Below are 16660 nucleotides of genomic sequence, written 5' to 3' on the forward strand. Positions count from 1 at the left end.
CTGTCGGCTTGTGACCTGGGGATCGCTCAATCTTTGCTGATCGATGTCAAAAAAAGCTGGATAGTTGGTATTGCCAAGGCAATACTAGCAACTGTCCGGTAAAGGACAGGGTGGTGTTGAGGGATGCCATTCTCAAAACAACTCGTTTAGGGGGAAATACCTTGGCTCGAATAACGCTCCGTCAATTGCTCGATCACGCGGCAGAAAACGGCTATGGCGTCCCTGCCTTCAACATCAACAATATGGAACAGGCGCTGGCCATCATGGACGCAGCGGATGCGACCAACTCACCTGTCATCATGCAGGCGTCGCGCGGCGCACGTGCCTACGCAAACGACATCATGCTCAAGCACATGATGGATGCGGTCGTGGAAATCTACCCGCACATACCCGTCTGCGTGCACCTGGACCATGGCAATGAGGCCGCCAGCTGCATGACCGCCATTCAGGCCGGTTTCACATCCGTCATGATGGATGGCTCTCTCAAGGCCGATGGTAAGACGCCGGGTGACTGGGATTACAATGTCGGCGTCACGCGCCAGGTTACCGAGATGGCGCATTACGGTGGTATCTCCGTCGAGGGTGAACTGGGTGTTCTCGGTTCGCTGGAAAGTGGCATGGGCGAGGCGGAAGACGGCCACGGTGCCGAAGGTGTTCTCTCGCACGACCAGTTGCTGACCGACCCGGATGAGGCGGTCAAGTTTGTACAGGAAACCAAGGTGGATGCTTTGGCCGTTGCCATGGGCACCAGCCACGGCGCTTACAAATTCACGCGCAGACCGGATGGCAGCGTGCTGGCGATGAACGTCATCGAGGAAATCCACAACAAGCTGCCGAACACCCATCTCGTCATGCACGGATCATCGACCGTGCCGCAGGATTTGCAGGATATCATCAATGCCTATGGCGGCGCGATCAAGCCGACCTGGGGCGTGCCGATCGAGGAAATCCAGCGCGGGATCAAGAACGGCGTTCGCAAGATCAACATCGACACCGACTGCCGCATGGCCATCACCGGACAAATCCGCAAGGTTTTGGCAGAAGACCCGGCGGAATTCGATCTGCGCAAGTATCTGAAGCCTGCGCGTGACGCGATGACGAAGCTTTGCAAGGAACGGTTTGAACTCTTCTGGACAGCGGGGCAGGCTTCTAAGATCACGCCGATTCCGCTTCGAGAGATGGCAAAGCGTTATGCATCCGGTTCACTGGATCCGGTTGTTTCGTGAGTGTGTAAACGGGTTCGTTCCCCAACGGCGTCATCCTCGGGCTTGACCCGAGGATCGTCTGTGGTTTGTCCTTCCTGACTCAAAATCTGGTCAGTTCCGTCACGATACGATCACGGATTTCACGCCGTCCACTACGAATTGAACCGAAAGCGCGGCAAGAAGGACGCCAAGCAAGCGTGTAAGGATGGCGCGGCCGGTGTTGCCCAGGAAGCGATCCAGCCGGTCGGCTGCGAGCAACGCGAGAAACACCAGCAACATGCTGAATGCGAGCAGCAGAATGAAGATGACCTTGTCGACAGTGGTCTGCATCGAGCCTGAGATCAGCACGGTAGCCGAGATCGCACCAGGGCCGGCGATCAGCGGAAGTGCCAGCGGGAAAACGGCGATGTTCTGGATGTGATCCAGGGTGATGGCCATTTCAGATGTCTTCTCCTTGCGCTCCTGTCGCTTCTCGAAAATCATTTCGAACGATATCCAGAAAAGCAACAGGCCGCCGGAGATACGGAAAGCACCGAGAGAAATACCAAGCAGTTCCAGAATGGACGATCCGAACAGCGCGAACATGGCGAGAATGGCAAAGGCGATGATGGAGCCTCTCATTGCCACCTGGCCACGCTGAGCCCGCGTCATGCCAACCGTCAGCGCCAGAAACACGGGAGCGAGACCCGGCGGATCTAGCGTAACCAGCATCGTCGTCAACGCGTTGATGAGAAGTTCGGTGGTTGCCATGATGTCCCCGTCTTGTGTCCTAAAAATCGAGGCGTCTCGGCCTGTTTCAGGATCGCTTATCGGAGGATGTTAGGTAAGTCTGCCGGTGTTTGAAACCCTGATTGCCCTGTTTTCATCAAGCACGCGGAGAAAACTGTGCATCGTCTTGCAAATGACGCAAAAGACTGTTCATAACGGCGCTGGAAATTAGCGCTTTAGCGCTGTTTCCGCTATAAAAATCCATCCGATTCTTAACATAGAATGTGATCCGATTTGACTGATCAGAGCCCCCCAGGCGGCGGAAAGCTTCCGCCAGGTATTGAGCCCATTTCCATCATAGAGGAAATGCAGCGGTCGTATCTCGATTACGCGATGAGCGTTATCGTCAGCCGCGCACTTCCCGATGTTCGTGACGGACTGAAACCCGTTCATCGTCGTATCCTTTACGGGATGAATGAACTCGGCCTCGACTGGAACAAGAAATACGTCAAGTCCGCTCGTGTCACCGGTGACGTGATGGGTAAATACCATCCGCATGGTGACTCGGCCATCTATGACGCCTTGGCACGTATGGCTCAGGACTGGTCGCTGCGGATGCCGCTGATCGATGGTCAGGGCAATTTCGGATCCATCGACGGCGATCCGCCAGCAGCCCAGCGTTATACCGAATGCCGACTCGAGAAAGTGGCGCATGCGCTGCTCGACGATCTCGACAAGGAAACGGTCGATTTCCGCGACAACTATGACGGCACCATGTCTGAGCCAGTCGTTGTGCCTGCGAAATTTCCCAACCTTCTCGTCAATGGCGCAGGCGGCATCGCCGTCGGCATGGCCACCAACATTCCGCCGCACAATCTGACCGAAGTTATCAACGGATCCATCGCGTTGATCGACAACCCAGAGATCGAGCTTCCGGAAATGATGGAAATCATTCCCGGCCCGGATTTCCCCACAGGCGCGTTCATTCTGGGACGCTCGGGCATTCGCTCTGCTTACGAGACGGGTCGTGGCTCCGTCATCATGCGCGGCCGTGCAACGATCGAACCGATGCGTGGCGACCGCGAGCAGATCATCATCACCGAAGTTCCCTTCCAGGTGAACAAGTCTTCGATGATCGAAAAGATGGCCGAACTGGTCAAAGACAAGCGCGTGGAGGGCATTTCCGACCTTCGCGACGAGTCCGACCGTCAGGGCTACCGCGTGGTCGTTGAACTGAAGCGCGATGCAAATGCTGAAGTCATTCTGAACCAGCTTTACCGCTACACACCTTTGCAAACCTCGTTCGGCTGCAACATGGTGGCGCTCAATGGCGGCAAGCCAGAGCAGATGACGTTGCTCGACATGCTTCGGGCCTTCGTGTCCTTCCGCGAAGAAGTCGTCAGCCGACGCACCAAGTACCTGCTGCGCAAGGCGCGTGACCGCGCGCATGTGTTGGTCGGTCTGGCCATTGCTGTTGCGAACATCGATGAAGTCATCCGTGTCATCCGTCAGGCACCGGACCCGGCGACAGCCCGCGAGCAGTTGATGACGCGCCGCTGGCCAGCATCCGACGTGGAAAGCCTTATTCTTCTGATCGATGACCCACGCCATCGTATCAACGAAGATTTGACCTACAATCTTTCCGAGGAACAGGCCCGTGCGATCCTCGAGCTTCGCCTGGCCCGTCTGACGGCTCTCGGTCGCGATGAGATCAGCGACGAGTTGAACAAGATCGGCGCCGAAATCAGCGAATATCTCGATATTCTTTCATCGCGCATTCGCATCCAACAGATCGTCAAGGATGAACTTGCAGCTGTTCGCGACGAGTTCGGCACACCGCGCCGCAGTCAGATCGTCGAAGGTGGCCCTGATATGGACGATGAGGATCTCATCGCTCGCGAAGATATGGTCGTCACAGTGTCGCATCTAGGTTACATCAAGCGCGTACCGCTGACGACCTACAAGGCGCAACGTCGCGGCGGCAAGGGCCGCTCCGGCATGGCGACACGCGATGCCGATTTCGTCAATCGCCTGTTCGTTGCCAACACCCATACACCAGTCCTGTTCTTCTCGTCGCGCGGCATTGTCTATAAGGAAAAAGTCTGGCGTTTGCCGATTGGTACGCCTCAGTCCAAGGGCAAGGCGCTGATCAATATGCTGCCTTTGGCAGCAGGTGAGCGCATCACCACCATCATGCCATTACCGGAAGACGAGACGACCTGGGAAACACTGGACGTGATGTTCTCCACCACACGCGGAACGGTTCGCCGTAACAAGCTGTCGGACTTCGTGCAGGTGAACCGCAACGGCAAGATTGCCATGAAGCTGGACGAGGAGGGTGACGAAATCCTCTCCGTCGAAACCTGCAGCGGTCCGGATGCGCTTGGCGAAGAGGCCGGTGACGACGTGTTGCTGACGACGGCGCTTGGCCAATGCATTCGCTTCCCCGTTGACGATGTTCGCGTGTTTGCTGGCCGCAATTCGGTTGGTGTTCGTGGGATCAACATGGGCGAGGGCGACCGGATCATCTCCATGACCATCGTCAGCCACGTCAATGCCGAACCGTGGGAGCGGGCCGCTTACCTCAAGCGTGCGGCCTCCGAACGTCGGGCGCTGACAGGCGAGACGGAAGTCGAAGAAATCGCACTCGTTGGTGAGGACGTGACGGAAGAAGGTCATCTTACCGAAGAGCGATACCAGTTCCTCAAGTCGCAGGAGCAGTTCGTGCTGACTGTTTCCGAAAAGGGATTTGGCAAGCGCTCATCCTCTTACGACTTCCGTACCTCGGGTCGCGGCGGCAAGGGCATCCGCGCAACGGATACTTCCAAGACGGCGGAGATTGGCGAACTTGTTGCTGCCTTCCCGGTTGAAGACACAGATCAGATCATGCTTGTCTCCGACGGTGGCCAGTTGATCCGCGTGCCCGTCAACGGCATTCGCTTTGCAAGCCGCGCCACCAAGGGCGTTACGATCTTCTCGACGGCAAAGGACGAAAAGGTCGTTTCCGTTGAGCGTATCAACGAGCCGGAGGGCGAGGAAGAGGTTGACGTGCTCGATGGTGAGGCCGAGATCACCGGCGCACAGCCAGAGGACGGTGCTGCACCTGAGGGCGAAGCCTGATACGTCCAAAGCAAAAGGGGCGTGTGATCGTCACTCGCCCCTATCCATTGAAGTGACGTTCCAAACAAAAGGCCCCGCGAAACGAATGTTTCGCGGGGCCTTTTTCTGTTCGATCTCAAAGCACTGCTGGTGCCCGTTTCGACGTTGTCGTCAGCGCAGACGCATATGGATTGCGCCACGGCCGGAGCGGGAAGCAATGTGAAGATGGATTTTTGCTTCCGGCTGGTTGCTGCGCCAAGCTCGAGCTCCGTGGGAAAGCAATAAGTTGACGAGATCACGGGTCTTATGTCGCGACTTGTTCAAGCCGAGATCTGCAATTCTCATCGCCGCTTCGTGGATCGGGTGCAGAACGGAAAGACTTTGCTGTCTGCCTTTAACTGCTGCCATATCCGAATAGTTTTCGTTGATCGCCATTTGGAAAGCCTCGTTACACAATACAATTCGAGGAGCGGAACCGGTAATCTGTAGTTTCATGCGCATTACCGGCCCCTGAAATCGTCACTTGGCTACTGGAGAGAGGCCCAGCAGCTGATGCCTTTCTTTTTCAAAGCGTTGCACGCGTTGACCGCATCGTTCTGGCCACCGAAGCCACCGAAACGGGCGCGATACATCTGGGCGCCATCCTTGCTGAAGGCGACCGTGAAGGGCTTAGCCGAGCGAAGCAGGACACCACCCTTTTCCTGTGCAACCTGAAGCAAGTTCCGTGCGGAGCCTTCGTCTGGAGATGCGCCGATCTGGATCACCCAACCATCGTTTCCGGCGACGGAGGAAGCTGGCGTTGTCGAGGCCGTCACGATGTTGTCAACCTTGGTCGAATTGGTCACCAGCGAGCGATCCGGCTTCATGTTAACTGGCGGAACAGCGCGTGCCTGCGACTTTGGACGCGTTACCACATCCATTGCCTTGACGGCAGCGTTGGCCTGTGTCGGGGCGAAGGCAGACATGGGTGTCTCGTCAGCATACCGTGCCTGTGGAACAGGACCATCGTTCGGCAGGCCTGTTGTGGCTGTTGCAGCAACAACGGCCTGAGGCTCTTCGATCGGCGCTGAGGCCGACGCGGCAATGAGGTTGCTGCTGGCACCGCGCGATGCCTGGGGAAGATATTCGGCCACCAACTTGCGCATCGTGGCATCACGAGCGGCGCTGGAGCGACCGCCAAGAACAACGGCGACGATAGAGCGGCCATCGAGTTGTGCGGATGTCGCCAGATTGCTACCAGCGGCACGGGTATAGCCCGTTTTGATGCCATCGACGCCACGAACAGTACCGACGAGCCGGTTGTGATTACCGATGACCTGCTTGCCGAAGGTAAAGCTGCGCGTGTTGAAATAACCATAATATTGCGGGAAGTGCTGGCGCAGCGCGACACTGAGACGAGCCTGATCGCGCGCCGTCGTCATCTGCGCCGTGTTTGGCAAACCGTTGGCGTTGCGATAGGTCGTACGCGTCATACCAAGTGCACGGGCTTTTGCCGTCATGATGCGGCCGAAACGCTCTTCGTTTCCGCCGATGTACTCGCCCAACGCAGTGGCGATATCATTGGCCGAACGCGTGACAAGTGCCAGGATGGCCTGCTCGACCGAGACGGAGCCGCCAGCCCGCACACCAAGCTTGGAGGGAGGCTCCTTGGCAGCGTTAGCCGATACCGGAACCCTCGAATCCAACGTGATGCGCCCGGAATTCAACGCCTCAAACGTCAAATACAGGGTCATCATCTTCGTCAGAGATGCTGGATAACGCAAGCCATCAGGATCCTCTCCGTAGAGAACCTTGCCCGTCTTGGCATCAATGACGATACCAGCAAACTTCGGGTCAGCTTTCGCGATTTGGGTGGTAGCGGCGGTTGTCGTCGCCATCGCCATCGCAAACATGAAAACCTTCACGAAAGACGTAGCGCCTGCCGCGCGCTGTAGTGCCTCAGATAGCTTTTTCAACACGGTTAAACTCTTTAATCGCATGCCACATTTTTCCGTCCGACACGCCCCGCCAGACTTTTCATCCGCCAACCTTAGAGGGATGGCGTTACCAAGTGGTTTATGAATGGTATCTGAAGCTGATAAAATGCGGCGATTGATCGAAATCAGCACACAAGTTTTTGCAGGTTTGGCACAGTCGGGCTGTTGATGAGGGGTGCAAAGCGGGGATGGACTGGCAATATGTATTGAACTGGCGAGCGTCGGTTGCTACCTGTCGCCAAAAGAAGGATGGACCATGGCTTCTCGTGATCGATATTCCCGCAAACTCGAATGCTCGAAATGCGGCCATAGCGGCTTTGCCGAAGTATCGGAAAAGGATGAGAAGCAGAAAACCAACGTGGATTTTCGCATCGATGAAATGCCAGCCGGTTTTCGCACGGAGCGTCCTTCGGTCAATCCGGCCGAATACATGATACGCTGCGCTCAATGCGGCAATATCTTCCGCTTCCAGCAAAAAGTCGCCTATGCACCAGGCGGAGAGCCGAGGCAGGGACGACGGTGAGGAACAAAGGGCTGCCTATGACAACAGATCAGAATCTTGACAACAGGCCACCCCGCAAAAAACCATTATGGCCATGGCTTCTGCTGCTGATCTTGACCTTGGCTGCAATTTATTCCTGGAACCGTGCATCGGAGCTATTCGAAGAGTTTTCTCGCAACATGCCGTCCGAAATCATCGAACTGTTCAGAGATTTGCTGAAAGAGCATCAGGATGATGGTCGCACGGCCCCGAAACTTGATGTCTCCGTCGCGACGCGGCCGACACTGCAATAAGTCCTGGCGGTTCAAACAAGAAAGGCCCGCAATCTCCGCGGGGCAGGCTGGTCGCTTGCGGAAAAATCGGGCAAAGCCCTTCAGCGATACGCTCTCGATAAACGAAATTCACGAGCGCTGGATGGGCAAGTGTCGCCCATTCCTTACGCCTGAGAGACAAAGTGCGTTAATGCAATAGGCTTTTATCCAAGCGCTACAGATAGCATCATAAAAAAAGCCCCACCAAAAGGCGGGGCCAAAGTTTGCCTGATTGGCTTTCAGGACTTGGGAGCTCCTCGCATGGAGGAAGCAGGTCAGCGATAGCCACATATGCGCCTGCGCGAAAGGTCAGTGTGGTGGCTTACGGTACGCCCTGGCGTAAACGCCAGATGAACGTTCATGAACGGTTTGCGCACCTCGCATTCAGGACTTGTTCATCAGTCCCATGTCAATTTACCGGCGTTCTGAGATGCGAGCCTGTGTAGGTTCGTCTCAATTGGAGACACCCCCATGAAGAAATTTCTTCTCACCACACTTGCAGCAGTGATCGCCAGTGGCGCTGTCTTGACCAGTGTGCAGCCTGCGTCAGCTCAATATTATGATGGCCCTTACCGCTACGATCGGCGTGGACCACCACCACCGCCATATCGCGACCCGCCGCGCAGACACCGCGATCGCGATAATGGCAGGATCATTGCCGGTGGCATCGCCGCTGGCGTCCTGGGTGGTCTCATCGGCGGCGCTCTGGCAAGAGATGATGGTCCCCGCTACGTAGAGCCGCCACCACCACCGCCACGTTGCTGGTTCGAAGATCGCCAGGTCCGCAATGCCTATGATGGCGGCTGGCACATGGAAAGCATGCGCGTCTGCCAGTAATGCATGACGCAACGATAGATCATGAAGCCGGCCACGTGGCCGGCTTTGTTGTTTGCAGGTGTGACGACTCTTCATAGCATTGCCGCATTGTTTCGAAACGCTCTGATCACGAACAACATGACGAGGATGAGCCATGCGCAGCGCAACACACGATATTTTCGGCGAACCGCAGGATGTGCTTCAGTTGACCGAAGCCCCGGTTCCGGAGCCCGGCAAAGGACAGCTGCGGATCCGCACTCTGTTATCGCCGATCCACAATCATGACCTTTGGACCGTACGTGGCAATTATGGATACAAACCGCCATTGCCAGGCGCCATCGGCGGCAGTGAAGCAGTCGGTATTGTCGATGCGCTGGGCGAGGGCGCCGACCCATCTCTCAAGGGCAAACGTGTCACGGCAGCCGGTGTGCACGGCGCATGGGCCGAATATTTTCTGTCACCGGCGGCGGGCGTCGTTCCGGTCCCGGATGAAATTTCTGACGAGGCAGCAGCACAACTGATCGCAATGCCGTTTAGCGCCATGACATTGCTAGAGTTCTTGGGCGCAAAGACGGGTGATTGGATCATCCAGAACACGGCAAACGGTGCGGTTGGCAAGGCGGTCGCAATGTTGGCGCATGCACGCGGCATCCACGTGGTGAATCTCGTTCGCCGCCCTGAAGGTGTCGAGGAGCTTTCCGAACTGGGTATCGCTAACGGTATTTCGACTGCCGAAAACGACTGGAAAGACCGTGTTCGAAAACTTACGGCAGACAAGCCAATCCGCGCTGGCGTCGACTCGATTGGCGGCGGTGCAAGCAACGATATCGCGGAGCTTCTCGGCGATGAGGCCCTCCTTGTGTCATTTGGGTCGATGACGGGAGAGCACATGCAAATCTCCTCCGGCGCGGTCATTTTCAAACAGCTGACGATCAAGGGTTTCTGGGGCAGCACCGTTATCGCCAAGACGCCTGCTGATGAACGCCGGCGCCTGATTGGCAAGTTGATCCAGCATGTTGTCCAAGGAACGATCCGCCTTCCTGTCGAGGCGATATTTGATCTGGCAGATATTTCCGACGCGGTGAAAGCGTCGCTGGCGCCAGGCAAAGCTGGAAAAGTCCTGCTGAAACCATAAGCAACATTGCGTTCAAACGATTTTCGTCCTTCATTCAGCATCTAGTTGCTGTGGGAGGATGAAAATTGATTGCCGATATTTTGATCGGGCTGATTGCCCTGTTGCATTGCTACATTCTTGTTCTGCAAATGGTGTTCTGGACAAAACCGGCCGGTCGCAAAGCTTTCAGACTTTCGCCCGAATTTGCGCAGTCTACCAGAGCGCTGGCTGCAAATCAGGGTCTCTACAATGGCTTTCTCGCGGCAGGTCTCATCTTTGGCCTAATGCCGGGACAAGGTGATAGAACAGTCGCGACGTTCTTCCTCGTGTGTGTTTTCGTGGCTGGCGTTTTCGGCGCGGTCACGGCGCACAAAAAAATCCTGCTCATCCAGGCGCTTCCTGCGGCTATCGCGCTTCTAGCCGTTCTGGCAGGTATCTGATTATTTGACCGCAGTCGCGTGGAGACGCGCGATGATGTAGTCATAGCCCTCCATCACGTGGACGCGATCATTTCCACTGCGAAGCACAAGTGTGCCTTGCGCCAGCGGCGATATCTGCAAGACGTGATCAAAATTAATGGCAAACTTCTGATTGTTGCTCACCGCTGTCACTTCAATCCACATCGCAAAGCCCCTAAAGAATCGCTTATTGATGCCCTTATAAAGCCACGGGGGTGAGTCTCAAGCATTTTTGCGGTTGAGCGAGAGGTATGGTCTTGCGACCAATGCATATTCTCTTGTGATTTTAGGTTTTGGTATCAATGTCGAACAGGCGACAGACAAACACACCACATAATCTTATGGCAGATGGGGTGGGATTCGAACCCACGGTACGCTCTCACGCACGCCGGTTTTCAAGACCGGTTCCTTAAACCACTCGGACACCCATCCGTGTTGTGCGTGTCGCTTTATATCGGTTTGCGTCACGCCGTCAATCCGTTGCGGCAGGCATTTCTGTGTCGGTTGGGGCCGCGTCGCATTAACTAAAAGCTAACCACGTTGATTACAATTTTACTGAAATCGCACACGACGTTCGCAATTTCGCCATGTTACGGGCAAGATTAGGCGCCTGTTAGGTGCTTCGATGTCAAAGGGCGTGACGATCGAGGCGTGTAGGGCTGCTGCGGAGCAAGCCCATAGTGATACGGGGCATGGATTTGAAATCTGCTGTTATGAAAGTCGGTGTGGGCGCCAAGTGGCTCGGCATTGCCGTTCTGTGCGCGGCAACCGCATCCTGTTCGACAACGTCGGAAACAAAGCCGAAGCAAAAACGCAGCAAGGAATATTTTTCCGAAGCCGAATACGGCGTGAAAGCCAGCCCCCGTGTCGCCGACGGCGCGAACGTGCCGAAGGGCGGCGGACGTTTTCTGGTCGGCAACGCCTATACCGTCAAGGGTCGTCGCTACTTCCCCAAGGAAGAGCAGAATTACGACAAGTCAGGTCTCGCATCCTGGTATGGCGCAGCATTTCACGGTCGTCTGACGGCCAACGGCGAAGCGTACGACAAAGAACATCTCTCCGCTGCCCATCCGACGTTTCCGCTGCCCAGCTACGCTCGTGTGACCAATTTGACCAACGGCTCTTCCGTCGTCGTTCGCGTGAACGATCGTGGCCCGTTCCATGAAGGTCGTCTGATCGACGTTTCGAGCAAGACCGCAGATTTGCTGGACATGAAGGCGACAGGGACCGCCAATGTGCGCGTTCAATACGTTGGACGTGCACCGCTGGATGGCCACGATATGCCATATCTGATGGCGTCCTATTCGCCGAAGGGATCCCGTTATCCGGGCATCAATCCCGAGGGGCAGATCGCCAGTGGCGTGATGGTGGCATCCGCGTCATCGTCGAACCTTCCTATCCCAAATAGTCCTGCATATGGCGGTTCTGCACAAACGGCGCTGGTCGGCTCCAAGAAGAGCCAGGCGCTTCAGGCCATGCCACTCGTCAATGGTCCTGCACCTACGACGGGTCAGGGCGCAGAACAATTCGTTGTCCTGCCGGAATTCGGCCCGCTCCTGAATGAACGGCCTGAAGGTAACTTCCTGAGAGCGCCGACACCATCCGGCCGGTTTGCTTCAGCCTATTCGGAAGAACCCGCATCCGTCTCCAGGGCAGCAAGTGCCTTCGATAAAGTTCTTGTCAACAAAGACCAGCTAAACGAGCAGTCCATCGTTGCTTTCGTGAAAAACAGACAGGGTAATCTTCGCTGATCTTTACCCTTTGGTTTTGTCTCGCGCATAATCTGAGACCCTGCGTATCACTCCGTTGGTATCGGCCACAGCCGGATGCTGGTGTGTTATGACGTGGCGCAGGCATTGTGATACAAGCGACGGCGGGCTCGCGTTTTGAAGCGCATATTAAACCGATACATCACAGCGTTGTTGATTTCAGCTTCCCTACTGGGGGCGAGCGTCTGCACGCTCCACGCACAGTCCGGCAGTTTGGCCATAAAGGCGCAACAGGCTTATATGATCGATGCCGAAACCGGCACTGTTTTGCTGGCTATCAATGAAAACACGCCATTTGCACCGGCCTCGCTGGCTAAGCTCATGACGGTTGAAGTGGTAATGGATGCGCTGACCACAGGTCAAATCAGTGCCGATGCCAGTTATCCCGTCTCGGAATACGCCTGGCGCACGGGTGGAGCGCCTTCTCGCACTTCAACCATGTTCGCGGCGCTCAAATCCACCGTCAGCATCAATGATCTCCTGATTGGTATCATCGTCCAGAACGCCAATGACGGCTGCCTTGTCGTTGCCGAGGGCATGGCCGGATCTGACACGGCATTTGCCAAACGCATGACGGAACGCGCTGGCTCTTTGGGCCTCACCGGCAGTTCCTTTGCCAATTCGACAGGCCTGCCTGATCAGGTCAGCAAGACGACAGCGCGTGATATGGTTGTTCTGGCCAAGCACATTCACGACAGTTATGCGGATCGTTACGGCCTTTTCAGCAAGCCGGATTTCGAATGGAACCGTATTTTTCAGCGCAACAAAAATTCCCTTCTGGGTAACGGTATCGATGGCGTTGGCCTTGGTTTTGCCGAGGGGCAAGGCTTTTCCGCGGTCGTTTCCGCTGAACGTGACGGGCGCCGCATCTATCTGACGCTTGCAGGCTTACCGGACGACAAGACCCGTCAGGAAGAAGCCCGCCGCGTGGTGGAGTGGGGACTGACGGCATTTCAAAAGCGCGATCTGTTCCAAAAAGACGAGACAGTCGGCAATATCGGCGTTTACGGCGGCTCGACGAGCGCAGTCGACCTTGCGGTGCGCGAGCAGGTGAGTGTGCTGGTATCAATCAACAATCCCGATCGTCTATCGGGTCGCATCGTTTATAATTGGCCGTTGAACGCGCCCTTGGAGGCAGGTTACAACGCAGCGACATTGAAAATTTTTTCCGGTGAAAAGCTGTTGCGTGAAGTGCCGCTTTATACGACGGCTGCGGTGGAAAAGGGAACATTGACCCAGAACGCGACCGGCGCGCTAAAGGAACTCCTTTTCTTCTGGCTGTGATATGCCCGGTTTCCCGACGGTTCTAGATGGTTTAAACAGGCGTTGGCGTAACCGCTGAAATCAGGAAAAGATATTGCCCGAAAATACCGGATTGTTCATCAGTTTCGAAGGCGGCGAGGGCGCTGGTAAATCCACGCAGATCAAGATTCTGGCTGAAACCTTGCGCGAGCGTGGGTTTGAGGTTGTTGTCACGCGTGAGCCCGGCGGTTCGCCGGGCGCCGAAGCGGTACGGCATGTGCTGCTATCTGGCGCTGCCGAGCCATTCGGCGTGCGTATGGAGGCGATGCTGTTTGCCGCAGCCCGAAATGACCATGTCGAAGAAGTCATTCGTCCAGCGCTCGGGAAAGGAGCCGTCGTGTTGTGCGACCGTTTTCTCGATTCCTCGCGTGTGTACCAGGGAGCCACGGGGAACCTTGAACCCGAATTTATCGAGACCCTGCAACGGATTGCCATCGACGGAACAATGCCGGATTTGACATTGATCTTCGATATTCCCGCCGCCGCTGGCCTTGCCCGTGCGCGCAAGCGTGCAGACGAGGGCGCGACACCAGACCGCTTCGAAAAGGAAGAGCTTGAAACGCACGAGAAGCGCCGCGAAGCCTATCTCGACATAGCACTCGACGAGCCACGACGCTGTCGCACGGTCAATGCCGATCAGCCGCAGGACAAGGTGACGGAGGATGTGCTTGCGCTGGTCGAGTCGCTTCTCGATAAAATCAAACCCCGGGCGGACGTAACGGAATGAGCGACGTTCAGGGCGTTCTGGACGGGGCGATCGCGCCGCAGGAAAACACGAAACTGTTCGGCCATCACGAGGCGGAGCAATTTCTGGCGCAATCCTATCGTTCCGGCAAAGGCCACCACGCCATTCTGATCGAAGGACCCGAGGGTATCGGCAAGGCAACGCTGGCTTTCCGTTTCGCCAACCACGTCTTATCTCATCAGGACCCGTTGTTCGCACCGGAAACCATTGCCGATCCTGACATCGCATCCATGGTCAGCCGTCAGATATCCTCCGGCGCATCGCATAATCTGCTGCATCTGACGCGTCCGGTGGACGAGAAGACCGGCAAGGTTAAATCCGCCATCACAGTGGATGAGGTGCGCAGGGCAGGGCATTTCTTCTCTCAGACGTCCGGCACGGGAAACTGGCGCATCGTCATCATCGATCCGGCCGACGACCTCAATCGAAACGCTGCCAATGCCATTTTGAAAATACTCGAAGAGCCACCGAAACGGGCGATGTTTCTGGTGTTATCGCATGCACCCGGCAAGCTGTTGCCCACCATCCGTTCACGTTGCATGCCGCTCCGTCTGCTGCCTTTGCAGAACGACGAGATGGAGCAGGCGCTGCAAAACCTCGGCCTGACCATGTCTGCCGACAAGCGCGATACTTTGCTGGATGCGTCCAAGGGCAGCGTTTCCCAAGCCCTGAAACTTCTCAATTACGGCGGCTCGGATATCGTCGATGTCTTCGATGAAGTCATGGCGGCGACGGGACCGTCTGCCCGCAGGCAAATGCACAAGTTGGCCGACGTTCTGGCGCAAAAAGAGGGGGATATCGTCCTCGGCTTCTTCATGGAACACGCCACCGAGACCCTGATGGAGCGGGCGAGGGCGGCGGCCATGGCAGGCGATCTCAACGCCGCCGAACGTCACGCACGTTTGTCATCGTCGCTTTCAGAACGCATCACCATTGCGCAGGCGTATAATCTGGACAAGAAGCAGATGGTCCTTTCCATTCTGGAAGACATGCGCTCGGTTTGAACCCGTCGTTTTTGTACGGCTTTTGCTTTCGCTTGTGCGAACAATAGGCTAAGAGCGGTTTATCTCAAAACAGACCATGAAACCGATTGAGCGTCATGACAGACAAGACACCTTTCTACATCACCACAGCGATTTCCTATCCCAACGGCAAGCCGCATATTGGCCATGCCTACGAGCTTATCGCGACGGATGCCATGGCGCGCTTTCAGCGTCTGGATGGAAAGGACGTCTTTTTCCTGACCGGCACGGACGAACACGGCCAGAAGATGCAGCAGACCGCAAAGGCGGAAGGCATTACGCCGCAGGAATTGGCGCAGCGCAATTCCGACCAGTTCCGCGCCATGGGCAAATTGCTCAACGCCTCCAACGACGATTTCATCCGCACTACCGAAGAGCGTCATCATGAGGCATCGTGCAACATCTGGAAACGGATGGCTGATGCTGGCGACATCTACAAGGACAGCTATGCCGGATGGTATTCCGTGCGTGACGAGGCCTATTATGGCGAGGATGAAACCGAAGTTCGTGCCGATGGCGTTCGCTATGGTCCGCAGGGCTCACCCGTGGAGTGGGTTGAGGAAGAAAGCTATTTCTTCAAGCTGTCGGAATATCAGGACAAGCTGCTGAAACTCTACGAAGACAATCCTGACTTCATCGGTCCGTCGGAGCGACGTAACGAAGTGATCTCCTTCGTCAAGTCCGGACTGAAGGATCTTTCGATCTCACGTACGACATTCGACTGGGGCGTCAAGGTGCCGAATGATCCGAAACACGTCATGTATGTGTGGGTCGACGCGCTGACCAGCTACATGACCGCAACTGGCTACATCGAAGACAAAAACGGTCCGCGTGCAAAATACTGGCCCGCCGACGTTCACATCATCGGCAAGGACATCATCCGTTTCCACGCGGTCTACTGGCCTGCCTTCCTGATGAGCGCTGGATTGCCGCTGCCCAAGCGCGTCTATGCGCACGGCTTCCTTCTCAATAAGGGTGAGAAGATGTCGAAGTCCGTCGGCAACGTCGTCGACCCCGTGGATCTGGTGAACCATTTCGGGCTCGATCAGGTACGCTACTTCTTCCTGCGCGAAGTCTCCTTCGGACAGGACGGCAGTTACAGCGAAGAGGGCATCGCCACGCGCATCAACGCGGATCTTGCCAATGGCATCGGCAATCTCGCCAGCCGCTCGCTGTCGATGATTGTCAAGAACTGCGATGGACAGATTCCGACACCTGCAGCTTTCACGGATGAAGACAGGGCCATGCTCGCTGCTGCCGATGCGCTGCATTCGATTTGCAGAGACGAGATGGGCAAGCAGATGATCCACAAAGCACTTGCTGCGATCATCGCTGTCGTATCGGAAACCGACCGCTACTTTGCGGGTCAGGAGCCATGGGCACTGAAGAAAACCGATCCCGAGCGGATGGGCACCGTGCTGTATATAACCGCCGAAGTCGTGCGCCAGATTGGTATTTTGCTGCAGCCTTTCATGCCCGGTTCCTGCGAAAAGCTGCTGGATCTCGTGGCGTCTGCCGCAGACAAGCGTGATTTCGCCGCGTTGGGAGAGGCGGGTCGTCTCGTTCCGGGCACACCACTCGAAGCGCCAAAGCCGGTCTTCCCGCGTTACGTGGCCCCAGAGACTTGAAGCCG

Annotated in this window: 16 protein-coding genes and 1 tRNA gene; 12 read left to right on the forward strand and 5 right to left on the reverse strand. The window is 56.2% G+C overall.

Annotated elements, in window-relative coordinates:
* The first annotated feature begins 161 nt into the window (after positions 1-161).
* The gene (fba, locus tag RMR21_RS06890; protein ID WP_498669920.1) at positions 162-1226 is read left to right on the forward strand and encodes a class II fructose-bisphosphate aldolase; all 1065 of its coding nucleotides are present in this window, start codon (positions 162-164) and stop codon (positions 1224-1226) included.
* Positions 1227-1325: 99 nt separating this feature from the next.
* On the opposite strand, the gene RMR21_RS06895 is transcribed toward fba, so the two are convergent.
* Positions 1326-1955 carry a MarC family protein gene (locus RMR21_RS06895; RefSeq protein ID WP_498669921.1) on the reverse strand — a complete coding sequence of 210 codons (630 nt, stop codon included), beginning with the start codon at positions 1953-1955 and terminating at the stop codon, positions 1326-1328.
* Between the two features lie 252 nt (positions 1956-2207).
* On the opposite strand from RMR21_RS06895, the gene gyrA reads away from it, so the two are divergent.
* Complete coding sequence (gyrA, locus tag RMR21_RS06900) at positions 2208-5033, forward strand: DNA gyrase subunit A (RefSeq protein WP_498669922.1); 2826 nt, start codon at positions 2208-2210, stop codon at positions 5031-5033.
* A gap of 150 nt (positions 5034-5183) precedes the next feature.
* Here gyrA and RMR21_RS06905 read toward each other — a convergent pair whose 3' ends face one another.
* Together RMR21_RS06905 and RMR21_RS06910 are read right to left on the reverse strand one after the other, a co-directional pair.
* On the reverse strand, positions 5184-5447 hold the full coding sequence (locus RMR21_RS06905; RefSeq protein WP_498670097.1) for a hypothetical protein: 264 nt from the start codon (positions 5445-5447) through the stop codon (positions 5184-5186).
* A gap of 92 nt (positions 5448-5539) precedes the next feature.
* A complete protein-coding gene (locus RMR21_RS06910; protein WP_498670098.1) occupies positions 5540-6904 on the reverse strand; it encodes a D-alanyl-D-alanine carboxypeptidase in 1365 nt (454 codons plus the stop codon).
* 340 nt (positions 6905-7244) lie between these two features.
* Here RMR21_RS06910 and RMR21_RS06915 point away from each other — a divergent pair, with 340 nt between their 5' ends.
* From RMR21_RS06915 to RMR21_RS06935, 5 genes are all read left to right on the forward strand, one after another.
* Positions 7245-7511, forward strand: a complete 267-nt coding sequence (locus RMR21_RS06915) for a hypothetical protein (protein ID WP_498669923.1) — start codon at positions 7245-7247, stop codon at positions 7509-7511.
* A 17-nt stretch (positions 7512-7528) separates the two neighbouring features.
* The gene (locus tag RMR21_RS06920; RefSeq protein WP_498669924.1) at positions 7529-7783 is read left to right on the forward strand and encodes a hypothetical protein; all 255 of its coding nucleotides are present in this window, start codon (positions 7529-7531) and stop codon (positions 7781-7783) included.
* A 489-nt stretch (positions 7784-8272) separates the two neighbouring features.
* Positions 8273-8638 (forward strand): hypothetical protein, encoded by a 366-nt coding sequence (locus RMR21_RS06925; RefSeq protein WP_498669925.1) that lies wholly within the window; start codon positions 8273-8275, stop codon positions 8636-8638.
* 133 nt (positions 8639-8771) lie between these two features.
* On the forward strand, positions 8772-9752 hold the full coding sequence (locus tag RMR21_RS06930) for a zinc-binding dehydrogenase (RefSeq protein WP_498669926.1): 981 nt from the start codon (positions 8772-8774) through the stop codon (positions 9750-9752).
* Positions 9753-9817: 65 nt separating this feature from the next.
* On the forward strand, positions 9818-10171 hold the full coding sequence (locus RMR21_RS06935) for a DUF1304 domain-containing protein (RefSeq protein WP_498669927.1): 354 nt from the start codon (positions 9818-9820) through the stop codon (positions 10169-10171).
* Here RMR21_RS06935 and RMR21_RS06940 read toward each other — a convergent pair whose 3' ends face one another.
* Together RMR21_RS06940 and RMR21_RS06945 are read right to left on the reverse strand one after the other, a co-directional pair.
* Positions 10172-10354: a hypothetical protein gene (locus tag RMR21_RS06940; RefSeq protein ID WP_498669928.1), complete on the reverse strand. Its 183-nt coding sequence runs from the start codon at positions 10352-10354 to the stop codon at positions 10172-10174. It abuts the gene before it with no gap.
* A 177-nt stretch (positions 10355-10531) separates the two neighbouring features.
* A tRNA-Ser gene (locus tag RMR21_RS06945) sits at positions 10532-10621 on the reverse strand.
* A 260-nt stretch (positions 10622-10881) separates the two neighbouring features.
* Between RMR21_RS06945 and RMR21_RS06950 the strand changes: the two genes are divergently transcribed.
* From RMR21_RS06950 to metG, 5 genes are all read left to right on the forward strand, one after another.
* On the forward strand, positions 10882-11940 hold the full coding sequence (locus tag RMR21_RS06950; RefSeq protein ID WP_498669929.1) for a septal ring lytic transglycosylase RlpA family protein: 1059 nt from the start codon (positions 10882-10884) through the stop codon (positions 11938-11940).
* Between the two features lie 189 nt (positions 11941-12129).
* Positions 12130-13242 (forward strand): D-alanyl-D-alanine carboxypeptidase family protein, encoded by a 1113-nt coding sequence (locus tag RMR21_RS06955; RefSeq protein ID WP_498670099.1) that lies wholly within the window; start codon positions 12130-12132, stop codon positions 13240-13242.
* Between the two features lie 73 nt (positions 13243-13315).
* A complete protein-coding gene (gene tmk, locus RMR21_RS06960; protein WP_498669930.1) occupies positions 13316-13987 on the forward strand; it encodes a dTMP kinase in 672 nt (223 codons plus the stop codon).
* Positions 13984-15009: a DNA polymerase III subunit delta' gene (locus tag RMR21_RS06965; protein WP_498669931.1), complete on the forward strand. Its 1026-nt coding sequence runs from the start codon at positions 13984-13986 to the stop codon at positions 15007-15009. The genes tmk and RMR21_RS06965 overlap by 4 nt, the downstream gene beginning before the upstream one ends.
* A gap of 95 nt (positions 15010-15104) precedes the next feature.
* Positions 15105-16655 (forward strand): methionine--tRNA ligase, encoded by a 1551-nt coding sequence (metG, locus tag RMR21_RS06970; protein ID WP_498669932.1) that lies wholly within the window; start codon positions 15105-15107, stop codon positions 16653-16655.
* Positions 16656-16660: the final 5 nt, after the last annotated feature.

Source organism: Agrobacterium sp. rho-8.1 (assembly GCF_033957725.1).
Taxonomy (GTDB): Bacteria; Pseudomonadota; Alphaproteobacteria; order Rhizobiales; family Rhizobiaceae; genus Agrobacterium.